The organism is Comamonas terrae, assembly GCF_001544075.1.
GTDB classification, from domain to species: Bacteria; Pseudomonadota; Gammaproteobacteria; order Burkholderiales; family Burkholderiaceae_C; genus Comamonas; species Comamonas terrae.
In genome coordinates this window covers 12008-26312 of record NZ_BCNT01000005.1, presented here as the reverse complement: position 1 = coordinate 26312, position 14305 = coordinate 12008, and the positions used below count along the sequence as shown (strand labels likewise).

Below are 14305 nucleotides of genomic sequence, written 5' to 3'. Positions count from 1 at the left end.
ACGCGCGGGCGGCGATACAAACAGCAACAGAGTGAGCTGCTACAGCCTGCTGAGTCGGCCCCTACTTCCGCAGCAGGCCTGCATTGCCCGTATCCATTGTGCGATGGGCCCGGATACGGCAATCCCATGGAAATACCAAGCCCCCCCTCTTTGGCGGCCCCTGCCGGCACGACAACACGGCTGCAGCCCGGGCATGACGTTCAGGTATCGGCGGCACGATCCGCGAGCACGGGGAGCAATAGGAGCCGGCCCGATGGAAGCAGTGTCTGCAGGGCATACGCCCACTGGCCGGGGAGCGGAGCCTGCATCCGCAAATACCCGATGATTAGTTACTTAAATATCATTAGTTTCCAACTTTTTTGAATATTTACGTACTCGAATAATTCAAATACAGTGCCGGAACAAGCTGCCCATGCTGGGCATGTGCAGCGCGTTAGATATAGATATCTCCAACAGACAAAGTATCCATCCGAGGTTTCCAATGACTGATCGCACTCAAGTCCACGGCCTGCAAGTCGCCACCGAGCTGTACAACTTTGTGAACACGCAAGTGCTGCCCGGCACCGGCGTGAACCAGGAGGCCTTCTGGAAGGGCTTTGACGAAATCGTCGCGGACCTGGCTCCCAAGAACGCCGCCCTGCTGGCCGAGCGCGACCGCCTGCAGGCCGAGCTGGACACCTGGCACAAGGCCAACCCCGGCCCCATCACCGACATGGCGGCCTACCGCCAGTTCCTGACCACCATCGGCTATCTGGTCGAGTCGCCCAAGGGCGCCAAGGCCACGACCGAGAACGTGGACGCCGAGCTGGCCGTCCAGGCCGGCCCGCAGCTGGTGGTGCCCATTCTGAACGCCCGCTATGCGCTGAACGCCGCCAATGCCCGCTGGGGCTCGCTGTATGACGCGCTGTACGGCACCGACGTGATCAGCGAAGAAGGCGGCGCCGAAAAGGGCAAGGGCTACAACCCCGTGCGCGGCGCCAAGGTCATCGAGTTCGCCCGCAACTTCCTGGACCAGGCCGTGCCGCTGGCCGCCGGTTCGCACAAGGATGCGACCGCCTACGCCGTCGAAGGCGGCAAGCTGGTGGTGACGCTCAAGGACGGCAGCAAGACCGGCCTGAAGGACGCCGACAAGTTCGTGGGCTACCAGGGCGATGCCGCCGCGCCCAAGTCGGTGCTGCTGAAGAACAACGGCATCCACATCGACATCGTCATCAACAAGTCCACGCCCATCGGCAGCTCCGACGCCGCCGGCGTGTCCGACGTGGTGGTGGAAGCCGCGCTGTCCACCATCCTGGACCTGGAAGACTCCGTGGCCGCCGTGGACGCCGAGGACAAGGTGCTGGGCTACAGCAACTGGCTGGGCATCCTCAAGGGCACGCTGACCGAATCCTTCGAGAAGGGCGGCAAGACCGTGACCCGCGGCCTGAACGCCGACCGCGAGTACACCGGCGCCGACGGCAAGCCTCTGAAGCTGCACGGCCGCTCGCTGATGTTCGTGCGCAACGTGGGCCACCTGATGACCAACCCCGCCATCCTGTGGGGTTCGGAAGGCAAGGAAATCCCCGAAGGCATCATGGACGCCGTCGTGACCACGGCCATCGCCATCCATGACCTCAAGGGCAACGGCGCCAACGGCATCCGCAACTCGCGCACCGGCAGCGTCTACATCGTCAAGCCCAAGATGCACGGCCCCGCCGAAGCCGGCTTCGCCAACGAGCTGTTCGGCCGCGTCGAGAAGCTGCTGGGCCTGCCCGAGAACACCGTCAAGCTGGGCATCATGGACGAGGAGCGCCGCACCTCGGTGAACCTGAAGGCCGCCATCGCCGCCGCGCCCGCCCGCGTGGCCTTCATCAACACCGGCTTCCTGGACCGCACCGGCGACGAGATGCACACCGCCATGTATGCCGGCCCGATGGTGCGCAAGGCCGACATGAAGGGCTGCGCTTGGCTGCCCGCCTACGAGAAGAACAACGTGCTGGTCGGCCTGGGCCTGGGCCTGCGCGGCCGCGCCCAGATCGGCAAGGGCATGTGGGCCATGCCCGACCTGATGAAGGCCATGCTGGAGCAGAAGATCGCCCAGCCCAAGGCCGGCGCCAACACCGCCTGGGTGCCCTCGCCCACCGGCGCCACGCTGCACGCGCTGCACTACCATCAGGTCAACGTGGCCGAAGTGCAGAAGGAGCTGGAAAAGACCGACGCCGACGCCGAGCGCGACAACCTGCTCAACGCCATCCTGCAGGTGCCCGTGTCCACCAACCCCCACTGGAGCGACGCCGAGAAGCAGCAGGAAGTGGACAACAACGTCCAGGGCATCCTGGGCTACGTGGTGCGCTGGATCGACCAGGGCGTAGGCTGCTCCAAGGTGCCCGACATCCACAATGTGGGCCTGATGGAAGACCGCGCCACGCTGCGCATCTCCAGCCAGCACATCGCCAACTGGCTGCAGCACGGCATCGTGACCGAAGCCATGGTGCGCGACAGCTTTGCGCGCATGGCCAAGGTGGTGGACGAGCAGAACGCCGGCGACCCCGCCTACAAGAGCCTGGTGGCCAACCCCGAAGGCGCCGCCTTCCAGGCCGCGCTGGACCTGGTGTTCAAGGGCAAGGAACAGCCTTCCGGCTACACCGAGCCCCTGCTGCACGCCTGGCGCCTGAAGGTCAAGGCCGGCGCCTGATCCGCTAGACCAGAAAAAAATCGACTGATTGAGCAATGGCACCTTCGGGTGCCATTGTTTTTCCCGCGTTAAGCAGATATGCGCTCGATGAAATGAATCATTCTGTTACATTGTTTGATTCAATTTATTCATCATCAAGACATTCATGCGCGCTTATTTCTCTCTGGCAGCTCTGGCTTTGGCAGTGGCACCCGTTATGTTGGCAGGTTGCGCCACCGAGTCTTCCCAGTCATTGGCAGTGGAGAAAACCCAGAGTTCCGCACGCAGTTATGCCGGACCGCGCAGCCCAATTGCAATAGGCAAGTTTGATAACCGCTCCAGCTATCTGCGAGGCGCCTTTTCCGACGGAGTTGACCGCCTGGGCAGCCAAGCCAAGACCATTCTCATCAGCCATTTGCAGCAAACCAATCGCTTCAATGTGCTGGATCGAGACAATATGGCGGAAACCAAGCAGGAAGCCGGCATCCAAGGCACAACCCAGAAGCTCAAGGGCGCAGATTATGTGGTGACCGGGGATATTTCCGAATTCGGCCGCAAGGAAACGGGCGACAAGCAGCTATTCGGTGTCCTGGGCCGGGGAAAGACCCAGGTGGCCTATGCCAAGGTCACGTTGAACGTTGTAGACATCCGTACCTCCGAGGTGGTTCGCTCGGTTCAAGGCGCGGGAGAATTCCAACTGAGCAACCGCGAAGTCATTGGCTTTGGCGGCACCGCCAGCTATGACTCGACACTCAATGGCAAGGTGCTGGACCTGGCGATCCGGGAAGCCGTGGATCGCCTGGGAGAAGCGGTAGACAACGGAGCTCTGCCTGCATTGGCCTCCCAGCGCTGAAAGGCCCATCCCCATGAAAACCACTGGACCCACAACAAGCATTGCAGCAGCGATATTGCTGAGCGCGCTGGCAGGCTGTGCGGCACCCAACAAAGGGCTTTACAACTGGAATGGCTATCAGGCGCAGGTTTATAGCTACCTGAAAAGCGATGCACCTTCCGCCGACGAGCAAATCCTGTTGCTTGAGCAGGGCGTACAGAAAACGGCGGCGCAAGGCGCCCACCTGCCTCCGGGCTACTACGCGCATCTGGGGCTGCTCTACTTGAATGCCGGCCGCACCGATCAAGCGATCACGGCCTGGGAACAGGAAAAGAAAATATTTCCGGAATCCACCCAGTACATCGATTATTTGATCAATAACATGAAGAAGAACCGGAGCTGATATGTCCCCTCGTTTGATCCGGCGCATTCTGCGATGGAGCGCTCTGCTCACCATGGCTGCCTGGCTGGCAGGCTGCGCAGCTCCGCAGAAAATGGACTACAGCGCACTCCGATCCGCCAAGCCGGCGTCCATTCTGGTATTACCACCAGTGAATGATGCACCCGAGGTACAGGCGTCAGCCAGCGTCCTGTCGTATGCCACATTGCCGCTTGCGGAAGCCGGCTATTACGTGATGCCCGTCACTTTGGTTTCCGAAACCTTCCGGCAAAACGGCATGGAGATCGCAGGCGACATCCATGAAGTTTCACCCGCCAAGCTGAAGGACATCTTTGGCGCCGATTCTGCGCTCTATATCACGATCACGCGATATGGCACCAGCTACCAAGTCATCAACAGCGTTTCCGTTGTGAGCGCACAAGCCAAGTTGGTGGACCTGCGCACCGGCATCACGCTATGGAACGGGAGTGCATCCGCCTCCAGCGATGAAGGCGGCAACAACAGCAGCGGCGGCCTAGCCGGAATGCTGATCACAGCACTGGTCAAGCAAATCATCAACACCGCGACCGATGCTTCGCATACGGTTGCCGGAGTGGCAACGAATCGCCTGCTCGCAGCGGGACGTCCGGGAGGGTTGCTGTACGGACCACGTTCCCCCCTATACGGCAAGGACTGAGGCCTGGCGGCCATGCCAGCCGTCGCTAGCGCCGATATTGCAGGTCAGGTGAAGGTCTGCCGCCTGCAGAGACTGGAATCCGAATGGTTTCCAGTCTCTACAATGATGCGCAACCATGTGCAAAACCGATACACCGTGTCGACGACCGCTTCCTCGTTGAACTGCCCGCTATGCGGCCAGCCCAACCGGTGCGCCATTGCGGCTGGCCTGCCGGCCGAAAGCTGCTGGTGCATGCGGGCCGAGATCCCGCGGCAGGCGCTGGCCCGGATCCCCGAGCCGCAGCGCGGCAAGGCGTGCATCTGCCCGGCCTGCGGCCGCCGCCAGCCCGGCGATGAACCGCCGCCTTCCGCCGCGTGATCCAGCGGCGGACACCACCGATTTCCACAACCTGTTCCAAGAGACCTCATGCCCACCTATCACGTCGAACTGTTTGAAGGCCGCACCGTCGAGCAAAAGCGCAAGCTGGTCGAGGAGATCACGCGCGTGACTTCCGAAGTGCTGGGCAGCGCCCCCGAGTCGGTGGACATCATCATCACCGACGTCAAGCGCGAGAACTGGGCCACGGGCGGCAAGCTCTGGTCCGAGCAGACATAAGGCAAGAGCCGCTGCCGTCCCGATATCATCGGCAACGCAACCGCTTTTCAAACGCCCAACGCATCCAAGGAGAAATCATGCCCACCTACCACGTCGAAATGATGGAAGGCCGCACTGTCGAGCAAAAGCGCAAGCTCGTGGAAGAGATCACGCGCGTCAGCGTGGAAGTGCTCGGCGGCTCGCCCGAATCGGTGGACATCATCATCACCGACATCAAGCGCCACGACTGGGCCACTGGCGGCAAGCTCTGGTCCGAGCGCCAGTAGAGTGGGCACGCGCCCCATGAAAAAAGCAGCTTTGAAAGCTGCTTTTTTTATCGGCGGGCCGCCACAAGATGAATGGCCGCCCCTCGCGCAGGGGCAGCGTCCCCACGCAGGGGGAGCGTGGGCAACCGTCCTTCGAGGATGAAGCGGGATGCGGCCTCAGCCGATCTCGTGGTCCGCCATCAGCTCCAGCGCCTTGACCAGCGCGGAGTGGTCCAGCTGGTCATCGCCATGGGCGGCGCAGACCTGCATCAGCTGCGCGGCGCCGGCGGTCTGCGGCAGCGCCAGTCCCAGCTCTCGCGCGCCCTGCAGCGCCAGGCCCAGGTCCTTCTGGTGCAGGGCGATGCGAAAGCCCGGCGCGAAAGTGCGCTTGATCATGCGCTCGCCGTGCACCTCGAGGATGCGGCTGGACGCAAAGCCGCCCATCAGCGCCTCGCGCACCTTGGCCGGATCGGCGCCGGCCTTGCTCGCGAACACCAGCGCCTCGCCCACGGCCGCGATGTTCAGCGCGACGATGATCTGGTTGGCAACCTTGGTGGTCTGGCCGTCGCCGTTGCCGCCGACCAGGGTGATGTTCTTGCCCATCTTCTCGAGCAGCGGCCGCACCCGCTCGAACACCGCCGGCTCGCCGCCGCACATGATGGTCAGCGAGGCCGCCTTGGCGCCCACCTCGCCGCCGGACACCGGCGCGTCGATGTAGTCCGCACCCAGCGCGTTGATCTTCTGTGCGAAGGCCTTGGTGGCCATGGGCGAGATCGAGCTCATGTCGACGATCACCTTGCGCTCGCCGCCGCCGGCCTGCAGCGCAGCCGCCACGCCGTTCTCGCCGAACAGCACCGCCTCCACGTCCGGCGTGTCGGGCACCATCAGGAAGACGACCTCGGCGTGGCTTGCCACCTCCTGCACCGTGGCGCAGGGCACGGCGGCCGAGGCCTTGATGGCATCGGGCACGCGGCGGGCCGCGCTCACGTAGACCGTGTGGCCGGCGTTGATGAGGTGCAGCGCCATCGGCGCGCCCATGATGCCGAGGCCGATAAATCCGAGCTTCATGTCTTTGTCCTTGCAAGTGGAAGATTCAATACGAGTCCGAGGCCGGCGCGGGCCCGGACGCGGGTGCGCCGGCCCGCATGGCCTGCAGCAGCTGCTGCGCGCCGGCGGCCATCAGCCGCGCGTCGGAGCTGACGGTGACGAACTGGAAGCCAGCGGCGATCCGCGCCAGCGCGCTTTCGGGCGCGCCGTTGTGGATGCCGGCCATGATGCCATGGGCCTTGGCGCGCTCCAGGATGTGGTCCACGGCCTGCTGCGCCTTCGGGTCCAGCCCGTCGAACACCGGCCGGCAGCCCAGCGACAGCGACAGGTCGCTGGGCCCGATGTAGACCGCGTCCAGCCCTTCCACGCCCATGATGGCGTCGAGGTTGTCCAGCGCCTGCGCGGTCTCGATCATCGCGAAGGTCACGATGGTGTCGTTGGCATGCGCGGGGTAGTCGGCGCCGCCATACAGCAGCGCGCGCACCGGCCCGAAGCTGCGTGTGCCGCGCGGCGCATAGTGCGTGTAGGCCACGAGCTTCTGCGCGTCCTCGCGGGTGTTGACCATGGGGCAGATCACGCCGTAGGCGCCGGCATCCAGCGTCTTCATGATCACGCCGGGCTCCAGCCACGGCACGCGCACCACCGGCACCGTGGCCGTGGTCGAGATGGCCTGCAGCATGGAGACCATGGCCTGGTAGTCGACCACGCCGTGCTGCATGTCGATGGTCAGCGTGTCCCAGCCCTGGTGGGCCATGGTCTCGGCGGAAAAGCCGTTCGGTATGGCGAGCCAGCCGTTGACGGCGGCGCCGCCGGAAGCCCAGATCTCGCGGAGTCGGTTGGGTCGCATGGTTTGCTCCTTGTCTTCAATTCAGGTCACGGGTGCCGGGTTGAAAAGCACCAGGGCGTTGTGCAGCTTCCAGTGCTCGGCCCAGGTCTTCTTCCTGCCGCTGGCCACGTCGAGCATGAGCCGGAACATCTCCCAGCCCATGTCCTCTATCGAGGCCTCGCCGTCGGCGATGCGGCCGGCGTTCACGTCCATCAGGTCGTGCCAGCGCCGCGCGAGGTCGCTGCGCGTGGCCACCTTGATGACCGGCACCTGCGCCAGCCCGTAGGGCGTGCCACGCCCCGTGGTGAACACGTGCAGGTTCATGCCGGCGGCCAGCTGCAGCGTGCCGCAGATGAAGTCGCTGGCGGGCGTGGCCGCATAGACCAGGCCGCTGTGGATGCCCCGGTCGGTAAGTTTCTGCCCCGGCGAGAGCACGCCGGTGATGGGCGCGGTGCCGCTCTTGATGATGGAGCCCATGGCCTTCTCGACGATGTTCGACAGGCCGCCCTTCTTGTTGCCCGGCGTGGTGTTGGCGCTGCGGTCCACGCGGCCCTTGTCGAGGTAGGCGTCGTACCAGGCCATCTCGTCGATCATGGCCTGGGCCACCTCGGGGCTGGACGCGCGCGCGGTGAGCTGGTCGATGCCGTCGCGCACCTCGGTCACCTCGCTGAACATCACGGTCGCGCCCGCGCGCACCAGCAAATCGGTGCAGAAACCCACGGCCGGGTTGGCGGTGACGCCGCTGAAGGCATCGCTGCCGCCGCACTGCACGCCCACCACCAGCGCGCTGGCGGGCACAGTCTCGCGCCGGCGCCGGTTCAGGCGCTCCAGGTGTGCCTGTGCACGCTTCATGATGGAGTCGATCATGGACATGAAACCCACATGGGCCTCGTCCTGCAGGCAGACCACGTCCAGTTCGGGCTCGCACTCGTCGACGATGGGAAACGAGCCCGGCGGCAGCAGGCGCTCCGGCTGCAGCTTCTCGCAGCCCAGGCTGACCACCATGACCTCGCCGCCGAAGTTAGGGTTGCGGCTGATGTTGCGCAGCGTGCGCTGCGGTATCTCGGCGCCCACGGCGTCTATGGCCACGCCGCAGCCGTAGCTGTGCTCCAGCCCGACCACGTCGTCCACATTGGGATACCGGGGCAGCAGCTCGGCCTTGATGCGGCGCACCGCGAAGTCGAGCACGCCGGCCACGCACTGCACCGTGGTGGTGATGGCCAGGATGTTGCGCGTGCCCACGCTGCCGTCGGCATTGCGGTAGCCCTCGAAGGTATAGCCCTTGAGCGGCTCCAGCACCGGCGGCTTGACAGTAGCGATGGGCAGGCCCTGCAGCGAGCGCGCCTCGGGCATCTGCAGCAAGCGCTCGTGCACCCAGCTGCCGGCCGCAATGGCTTTCAGCGCATAGCCTATGACCACGTTGTAGCGGCGCACCGCGCCGCCTTCGGGAATGTCCACAAGCGCCACCTTGTGCGCCTGCGGCACCTTGTCGCGCAGAACCAGGCCCGAGGGCAGCACGCTGCCCGCGGGCAGGCCGCCGTCGTTGGCGACGATGGCGACGTTGTCTGCCGGGTGCATGGCGATGGAAAGCGGGGTTCGGGTACTCATGGCGATCTCATCTCGGTTTTCTATGGGCGCTTCGCGCCGTCCGTAGTTCATGAAACTGGCGCACCCCATCAGCGGACACCGAGGAAGGGCCGCCCCGCACCGACGGTGTCGTTCCCCTCCCGAAGAGAGAGGGGGAAGCGGCGCAGCCGCTCAGGCGGTGCCTCATATTCACTCCGCCTTGATGCCGGCCGCCTTGATGACCTTGGCCCACTTGGCCACCTCGGCCTTCTGGTAATCGGCCAGCTCGGCCGGCGTCATGCTCGAGGGCAACATGCCGAAGGCCTTGAGGCGGGACTGGACCTCGGGCGTGGCGACGATCTTCATGATCTCGGCGTGCAGGCGGTCGACGATGGGTTTGGGCGTGCCGGCCGGCGCGAACACGGCCTGCCACGAACCCATGTCGAAGCCTTTTTCGCCGGCCTCGGCGATGGTGGGCACATCGGGCAGCGACTCCAGGCGCCTGGAGCTGGTCACGGCGATGGGGCGCAGCTTGCCGGACTGGATGTGCGGGCCGACGACCAGCGCGGTGTCGAACATCATGTCCACCTGGCCGCCGATCACGTCCTGCACGGCCGGGCCGCTGCCCTTGTAGGGCACGTGGGTGAACTTCACGCCCGTCTGGTAGGCCAGCAGCTCCAGCGCCATGTGGTTGGAGGTGCCGCTGCCGGGCGAGGCCGAGGACAGGCCTCCGGCCGCCGCCTTGGCCTTGCTCGCGGCCAGCACGTCGGCCAGCGTCTTGTAGGGGCTGGCGGCCGGCACCACCAGCACCAGCGGGCCCGAGCCCAGCATGGCCACCGGCGTGAAGGATTTGACGGGGTCGTAGTCGAGCTTGGAATACAGGCTGACGTTGATGGCATGCGAGCTGATGGTGCCGCCGAGGATGGTGTAGCCGTCGGCCGGCGCGCGCGCGGCCAGGGCCGAGCCCACGCTGCCGCCGGCGCCGCCCTTGTTCTCGATGACTACCGGCGTGCCCAGCGCCTTGCCCAGCGGTTGGGCGATCACGCGCGCCAGCGTGTCGGTGTTGCCTCCGGGCGGGAACGGCACCAGGTAGGTGATGGGCTTGCCCGTGGGCCAGCCGCCCTGCGCCAGCGCGGGTGCTGCGGCAAAGCCGGCACCCAGCAGCAGGGCACCGGCGGAGAGAGAGCATTGGATCAGCGTGCGGCGTTGCATGGTGGTTGTCTCCTGTGGGGTGATAGCGTCTTGGCGCGCTTGGGAATGGGCTTCAGAAACGGGGCTGCCGGCCCGTGAAGGCCGGGTCGTACTTGCGCATCTGCCCCAGGTCGTCGCGGTTGCGGATGCCGCAGCGCAGGTAGTTGTCGTGCAGGCGCGCCAGCGCCTCGCGGTCCAGCGTCACGCCCAGGCCCGGCGCCGTGGGCACGCGCAGGCTGCCCTGCTCGAAGCGCAGGCGCCCGCCTTCGATCACCTCCTCGTCCTGCCAGGGGTAGTGGGTGTCGCAGGCGTAGGTAAGCAGCGGCACGCTGGCGCACAGGTGCGTCATCGCCACCAGGCTCACGCCCAGGTGCGAGTTGCTGTGCATGGACAGGCCCAGGTCGAAGGTGCGGCACAGCGTGGACAGGCGCTGCGTGGCGCGCAGACCGCCCCAGTAGTGGTGGTCGCTGAGCACGATCTTCACCGGGCAGCCCATCTCGGCATTGCGGCGGAATTCGGCGAAATCGGTGACCACCATGTTGGTGGCCAGCGGCACGTCGCACTCTCGTGCCACGGCGGCCATTCCTTCCAGCCCCGGCGCCGGGTCTTCGTAGTATTCGAGCACGCCGCGCAGCTGCTGCACGATCTTCAGGCTGGTCGCCACCGTCCAGTTGCCGTTGGGATCTATGCGCAGCGGCGTGCCCGGGAAGGCCTCGGCCAGCGCCAGGATGCCCGTGGCCTCCTGCTCGGGCGGCAGCGCGCCGGCCTTGAGCTTGATGCTCTGGAAGCCATACCGGTCGATCATGCGCCGCGCCTGGGCCACCAGTTGCTGCGGCTCCAGGGCCTCGCCCCAGGCGTCGGGCGCATAGGGTTGGTCGATGTGCTCGGAGTACTTGTAGAACAGGTAGGCCGAGAACGGCACGCTGTCGCGCGCCGCGCCGCCCAGCAGGTCGACCACCGGCGCCTGCGCGAGCTGGCCCTGCAGGTCGAGCATGGCGACCTCGAAGGCGCTGACCACCTTGGCCACGGTCTTGGACACGTGGGTGCCCGGCGCCAGCGACACCTGCTGGCCCAGGAACTCCGAGGCCGTCAGCTTGGGGGGCGCCACCAGGGCCGCGACGCGGCTTTCCATCTCGTTGAGCGCCCAGGGCGACAGGCCCACCAGGGCCGGCGCGGCCTTGGCCAGTGCATCGAGCATGGGCTGGTCGCCGTAGCTTTCGTTGATGCCGACCAGGCCCGAGGCGGTTTCGATCTCGATGATGGAGCGCAATGCCCAGGGCTCGTGGATGCCGGCGGCATTGAGCAGCGGCGGATCGCGGAAGGCGATGGGCGTGACGCGGATGTGGCGTATGGCGTGCGAGGTACTCATGGGCAATCGGTGTGGCGCAAGCTCAGCTGACCTTCATGAACATGCCGGGCAGCCAGGTGGAGAACGCCGGCACGAAGGTGACCACGGCCAGCGCGAAGATCAGCGCGCCGTAGAACGGCCAGATGGTGCGCATCACCGTGCCCACCGAGACGCCGCCGATGGCGCAGCCCACGAACTGGGTCGTGCCCACGGGCGGCGTGTTCAGGCCCAGCGCGCAGTTGATCAGCATCACGATGCCGAACTGCACCGAGCTCATGCCGTAGTGCTGGGCGATGGGCAGGAAGATGGGCGTGCACAGCAGGATGGTGGCCGCCATGTCCAGGAAGGTGCCCAGCACGAACAGGATGATGTTGATCAGCAGGAAGATCACCCAGGGCTTGCTGGTGACCTGGGCCAGCATCTGGCCGGTGAGCTCGGCCACGCCGTACAGGCTGATCAGATAGCCGAAGGTGCTGGAGATGCCGATCAGCAGCAGGATGATGCCCGTGGTGCGCACGGCCTTGGAGGCGGCCTTGATGAAGGCCTCCTTCGTCAGTGTGCGGTACAGGAAGAGGGTCAGCGCCAGCGCGTACAGCACGGCCACGGCGGCCGACTCGGTGGCCGTGAAAATGCCCGACAGAATGCCGCCCAGGATCAGCACCACGACCATCAGGCCCGGCAGCGCCGAGGCAAAGCTGCGCGCCACGATGCTCCAGCCCGGGAACGAGCCCGCGGGATAGCCGCGGCGCACGGCCACCAGATAGGCCGCCACCAGGTTGGCCACCGTGAGCACCAGGGCCGGCAGCAGGGCTGCGAGGATCAGCGCGGCGATCGAGACCTTTCCGCCCGCGGCCAGCGCGTAGATGATGAGGTTGTGGCTGGTGGGCATCAGCGCACCGACCAGGGCCGCATGCGTGGTCACGTTGACCGCGTAGTCGGCGTGGTAGCCCTCCTTCTTCATCATCGGGATCATCACGGCGCCCATGGCGGACACATCGGCCACGGGCGAGCCCGAGACGCCGCCGAACAGCGTGCAGGCCACGACGTTGGACATGCCCAGGCCGCCGCGCACGTGGCCGATCAGGGCGCGCGCGAAGTTGACGATGCGGTCGGCGATGCCGCCATACAGCATGAGTTCGCCGGCAAAGATGAAGAACGGAATGGCCAGGAAGGAGAAGATGCTCATGCCCGAGGTCATCTGCTGGAAGCCCACCTCCAGCGGCAGGCCCTCATACAGCAAGGTGGCCAGGGCGGACAAGCCGATGGAGAAGGCCACGGGCACCCCGAGCAGCAGCAGCAGTGCGAAGCTCACGCACAGAATCAGCAATGGAATCGTCATGGCGCCTCTTAATTGGCTTGTACCTCGCGGCCGTGCGCGAGTGCGATGAGATGTTCGATCGAAAAGAGCACGATCAGCACCCCGCAGATGGAGGCCGGCACGTACTTCCACCCTTCGGAGATGCCCAGCGTGGGCAGGCGGTAATCCCAGACGGATTCGGCCAGCGAGATGCAGCTCCAGGCCATGGCCGCGCCGAACAGCAGGATCAGGCCGTGGATCAGGAACTCCATCTTCAGGCGCAGCCAGTCCGGCGCCAGCACCAGAAAGGACTCCAGGCCGATATGGCCCGAATCGCGCACGCCCACGGCGACGCCGAACATGGTGACGTACAGCACCAGCAGCAGGGCCAGGCTTTCGGCCCAGGTCGGTGTGTCGTTGAGCACGTAGCGGCCGAACACCTGCCAGCTGACCGCGGCGATGACCGCGATCAGGCCCAGGACGCCCAGCCACATGCACAGGCGCGCCAGCACGCCGCAGATCTTGGTGTACATGTTCTTGGATTCGACAGGCCGCAAGCGCTTTGTTCATCGGCGCAAGCAGCTATTGTTTTTGATATGCAAGCGGCTCCGCAGGGGCCGCCCGCAGCCGCCGTTACTGGACTTCCTGCACCCGCTTGACCAGGCTCTTGAGCTGGGCGTCGGTGATGAACTTGTCGTACACCGGCTTCATCGCGGCCTGGAAGGGCGCCTTGTCGATCTCGATGATCTCGGCACCGCCGGCCTTGACGATGGCCAGCGAACGGGCCTCGCGATCGGCCCACTGCTTGCGCATATAGGGCACGGATTCCTTGGCGGCCTGGCGGATCCAGCCCTGTTCCTCGGCGGAGAGCCTGTCCCAGGCGCGCTTGGAGAACAGCAGGATCTCGGGCGCCATCGAATGCTCGGTCTTGGTGAAGTACTTGGCCACCTCGAAGGCGCGCGCGCTTTCATAGGTCGGGTAGTTGTTCTCGGCCGCGTCGATCAGGCCGGTCTTCAGGCCCGTGTACACCTCGCCCATGGGCATGGGCGTGGCGTTGGCGCCCATGGCCTCCAGCATGCTCACCCACAGGTCGGACTGCTGCACGCGCACCTTCATGCCCTTCATGTCCGCAAAGCTGCGCACCGCGCGCTTGGCCGTGAACATGGAGCGCGCGCCGCTGTCGTAGAACGCCAGGCCGACGAAGCCCTGCTTCTCGCAGGCCTTCAGGATGTCCGCGCCGATCGGGCCGTCCAGCACCTTGTGCAGGTGGTCCACCGAACGGAACAGGAAGGGCATGGTGGGCACGATGGTCTCGGGGCAGACATTGTTCATGGCACCGACATTGACGCGCACCATCTGCAGCGCGCCGATCTTGGCCTGCTCTATGGTTTCCTTTTCGCCGCCCAGCGCGCCGCTGGGAAAGACCTTGATCGTGTGCTTGCCGCCGGACAGCTGCTTGAGGCGCTCGCCCATGAAGCGCACGGCCGTGACCGTGGGGTAGTCGTCGGGGTGGATGTCGGAAGAGCGGAACTCGGTGGCCGCCGCCGTCAGGGATACCAGGCTGGCCGCAACGGCTGCCCATATTTTTCTGCAACGCATTTGTCTACCTCTTTCTCCGTGTGTGGATCCG

15 protein-coding genes are annotated in these 14305 nt (G+C 65.4%); 7 read left to right on the top strand and 8 right to left on the bottom strand.

Annotated elements, in window-relative coordinates; all coding sequences use genetic code 11:
- Positions 1 to 481: 481 nt before the first annotated feature.
- The 7 genes from Cte04_RS08560 (at position 482) to Cte04_RS08530 (ending at position 5421) form a co-directional block, all read left to right on the top strand.
- Positions 482 to 2674 carry a malate synthase G gene (locus tag Cte04_RS08560; protein ID WP_066475468.1) on the top strand — a complete coding sequence of 731 codons (2193 nt, stop codon included), beginning with the start codon at positions 482 to 484 and terminating at the stop codon, positions 2672 to 2674.
- A gap of 145 nt (positions 2675 to 2819) precedes the next feature.
- The gene (locus Cte04_RS08555; protein ID WP_066475465.1) at positions 2820 to 3506 is read left to right on the top strand and encodes a CsgG/HfaB family protein; all 687 of its coding nucleotides are present in this window, start codon (positions 2820 to 2822) and stop codon (positions 3504 to 3506) included.
- 13 nt (positions 3507 to 3519) lie between these two features.
- Entirely contained in the window at positions 3520 to 3888 is a 369-nt protein-coding gene (locus tag Cte04_RS08550; RefSeq protein WP_083526577.1) for a DUF4810 domain-containing protein, read from the top strand.
- 1 nt (position 3889) lies between these two features.
- On the top strand, positions 3890 to 4561 hold the full coding sequence (locus Cte04_RS08545; RefSeq protein ID WP_083526576.1) for a DUF799 domain-containing protein: 672 nt from the start codon (positions 3890 to 3892) through the stop codon (positions 4559 to 4561).
- 102 nt (positions 4562 to 4663) lie between these two features.
- The gene (locus Cte04_RS08540; protein ID WP_245633328.1) at positions 4664 to 4918 is read left to right on the top strand and encodes a cysteine-rich CWC family protein; all 255 of its coding nucleotides are present in this window, start codon (positions 4664 to 4666) and stop codon (positions 4916 to 4918) included.
- Positions 4919 to 4966: 48 nt separating this feature from the next.
- The gene (locus Cte04_RS08535; RefSeq protein WP_066475461.1) at positions 4967 to 5155 is read left to right on the top strand and encodes a 4-oxalocrotonate tautomerase; all 189 of its coding nucleotides are present in this window, start codon (positions 4967 to 4969) and stop codon (positions 5153 to 5155) included.
- Positions 5156 to 5232: 77 nt separating this feature from the next.
- Positions 5233 to 5421 (top strand): 4-oxalocrotonate tautomerase, encoded by a 189-nt coding sequence (locus Cte04_RS08530; protein WP_066475458.1) that lies wholly within the window; start codon positions 5233 to 5235, stop codon positions 5419 to 5421.
- Between the two features lie 156 nt (positions 5422 to 5577).
- On the opposite strand, the gene Cte04_RS08525 is transcribed toward Cte04_RS08530, so the two are convergent.
- From Cte04_RS08525 to Cte04_RS08490, 8 genes are all read right to left on the bottom strand, one after another.
- Positions 5578 to 6468 (bottom strand): 2-hydroxy-3-oxopropionate reductase, encoded by an 891-nt coding sequence (locus tag Cte04_RS08525; RefSeq protein ID WP_066475457.1) that lies wholly within the window; start codon positions 6466 to 6468, stop codon positions 5578 to 5580.
- 25 nt (positions 6469 to 6493) lie between these two features.
- Complete coding sequence (locus tag Cte04_RS08520) at positions 6494 to 7294, bottom strand: HpcH/HpaI aldolase family protein (protein ID WP_066475455.1); 801 nt, start codon at positions 7292 to 7294, stop codon at positions 6494 to 6496.
- Positions 7295 to 7315: 21 nt separating this feature from the next.
- Entirely contained in the window at positions 7316 to 8881 is a 1566-nt protein-coding gene (gene garD / locus Cte04_RS08515) for a galactarate dehydratase (RefSeq protein WP_066476137.1), read from the bottom strand.
- Positions 8882 to 9049: 168 nt separating this feature from the next.
- Positions 9050 to 10051, bottom strand: coding sequence for a Bug family tripartite tricarboxylate transporter substrate binding protein (locus Cte04_RS08510; RefSeq protein WP_066475453.1), 1002 nt, complete (start codon positions 10049 to 10051; stop codon positions 9050 to 9052).
- A gap of 52 nt (positions 10052 to 10103) precedes the next feature.
- Positions 10104 to 11399 carry a glucarate dehydratase family protein gene (locus Cte04_RS08505; RefSeq protein WP_066475451.1) on the bottom strand — a complete coding sequence of 432 codons (1296 nt, stop codon included), beginning with the start codon at positions 11397 to 11399 and terminating at the stop codon, positions 10104 to 10106.
- A gap of 22 nt (positions 11400 to 11421) precedes the next feature.
- The gene (locus Cte04_RS08500) at positions 11422 to 12717 is read right to left on the bottom strand and encodes a TRAP transporter large permease (protein ID WP_066475447.1); all 1296 of its coding nucleotides are present in this window, start codon (positions 12715 to 12717) and stop codon (positions 11422 to 11424) included.
- An 8-nt stretch (positions 12718 to 12725) separates the two neighbouring features.
- The gene (locus tag Cte04_RS08495) at positions 12726 to 13208 is read right to left on the bottom strand and encodes a TRAP transporter small permease (RefSeq protein WP_066476136.1); all 483 of its coding nucleotides are present in this window, start codon (positions 13206 to 13208) and stop codon (positions 12726 to 12728) included.
- A gap of 100 nt (positions 13209 to 13308) precedes the next feature.
- Positions 13309 to 14274, bottom strand: a complete 966-nt coding sequence (locus Cte04_RS08490; protein ID WP_066475446.1) for a TRAP transporter substrate-binding protein — start codon at positions 14272 to 14274, stop codon at positions 13309 to 13311.
- Positions 14275 to 14305: the final 31 nt, after the last annotated feature.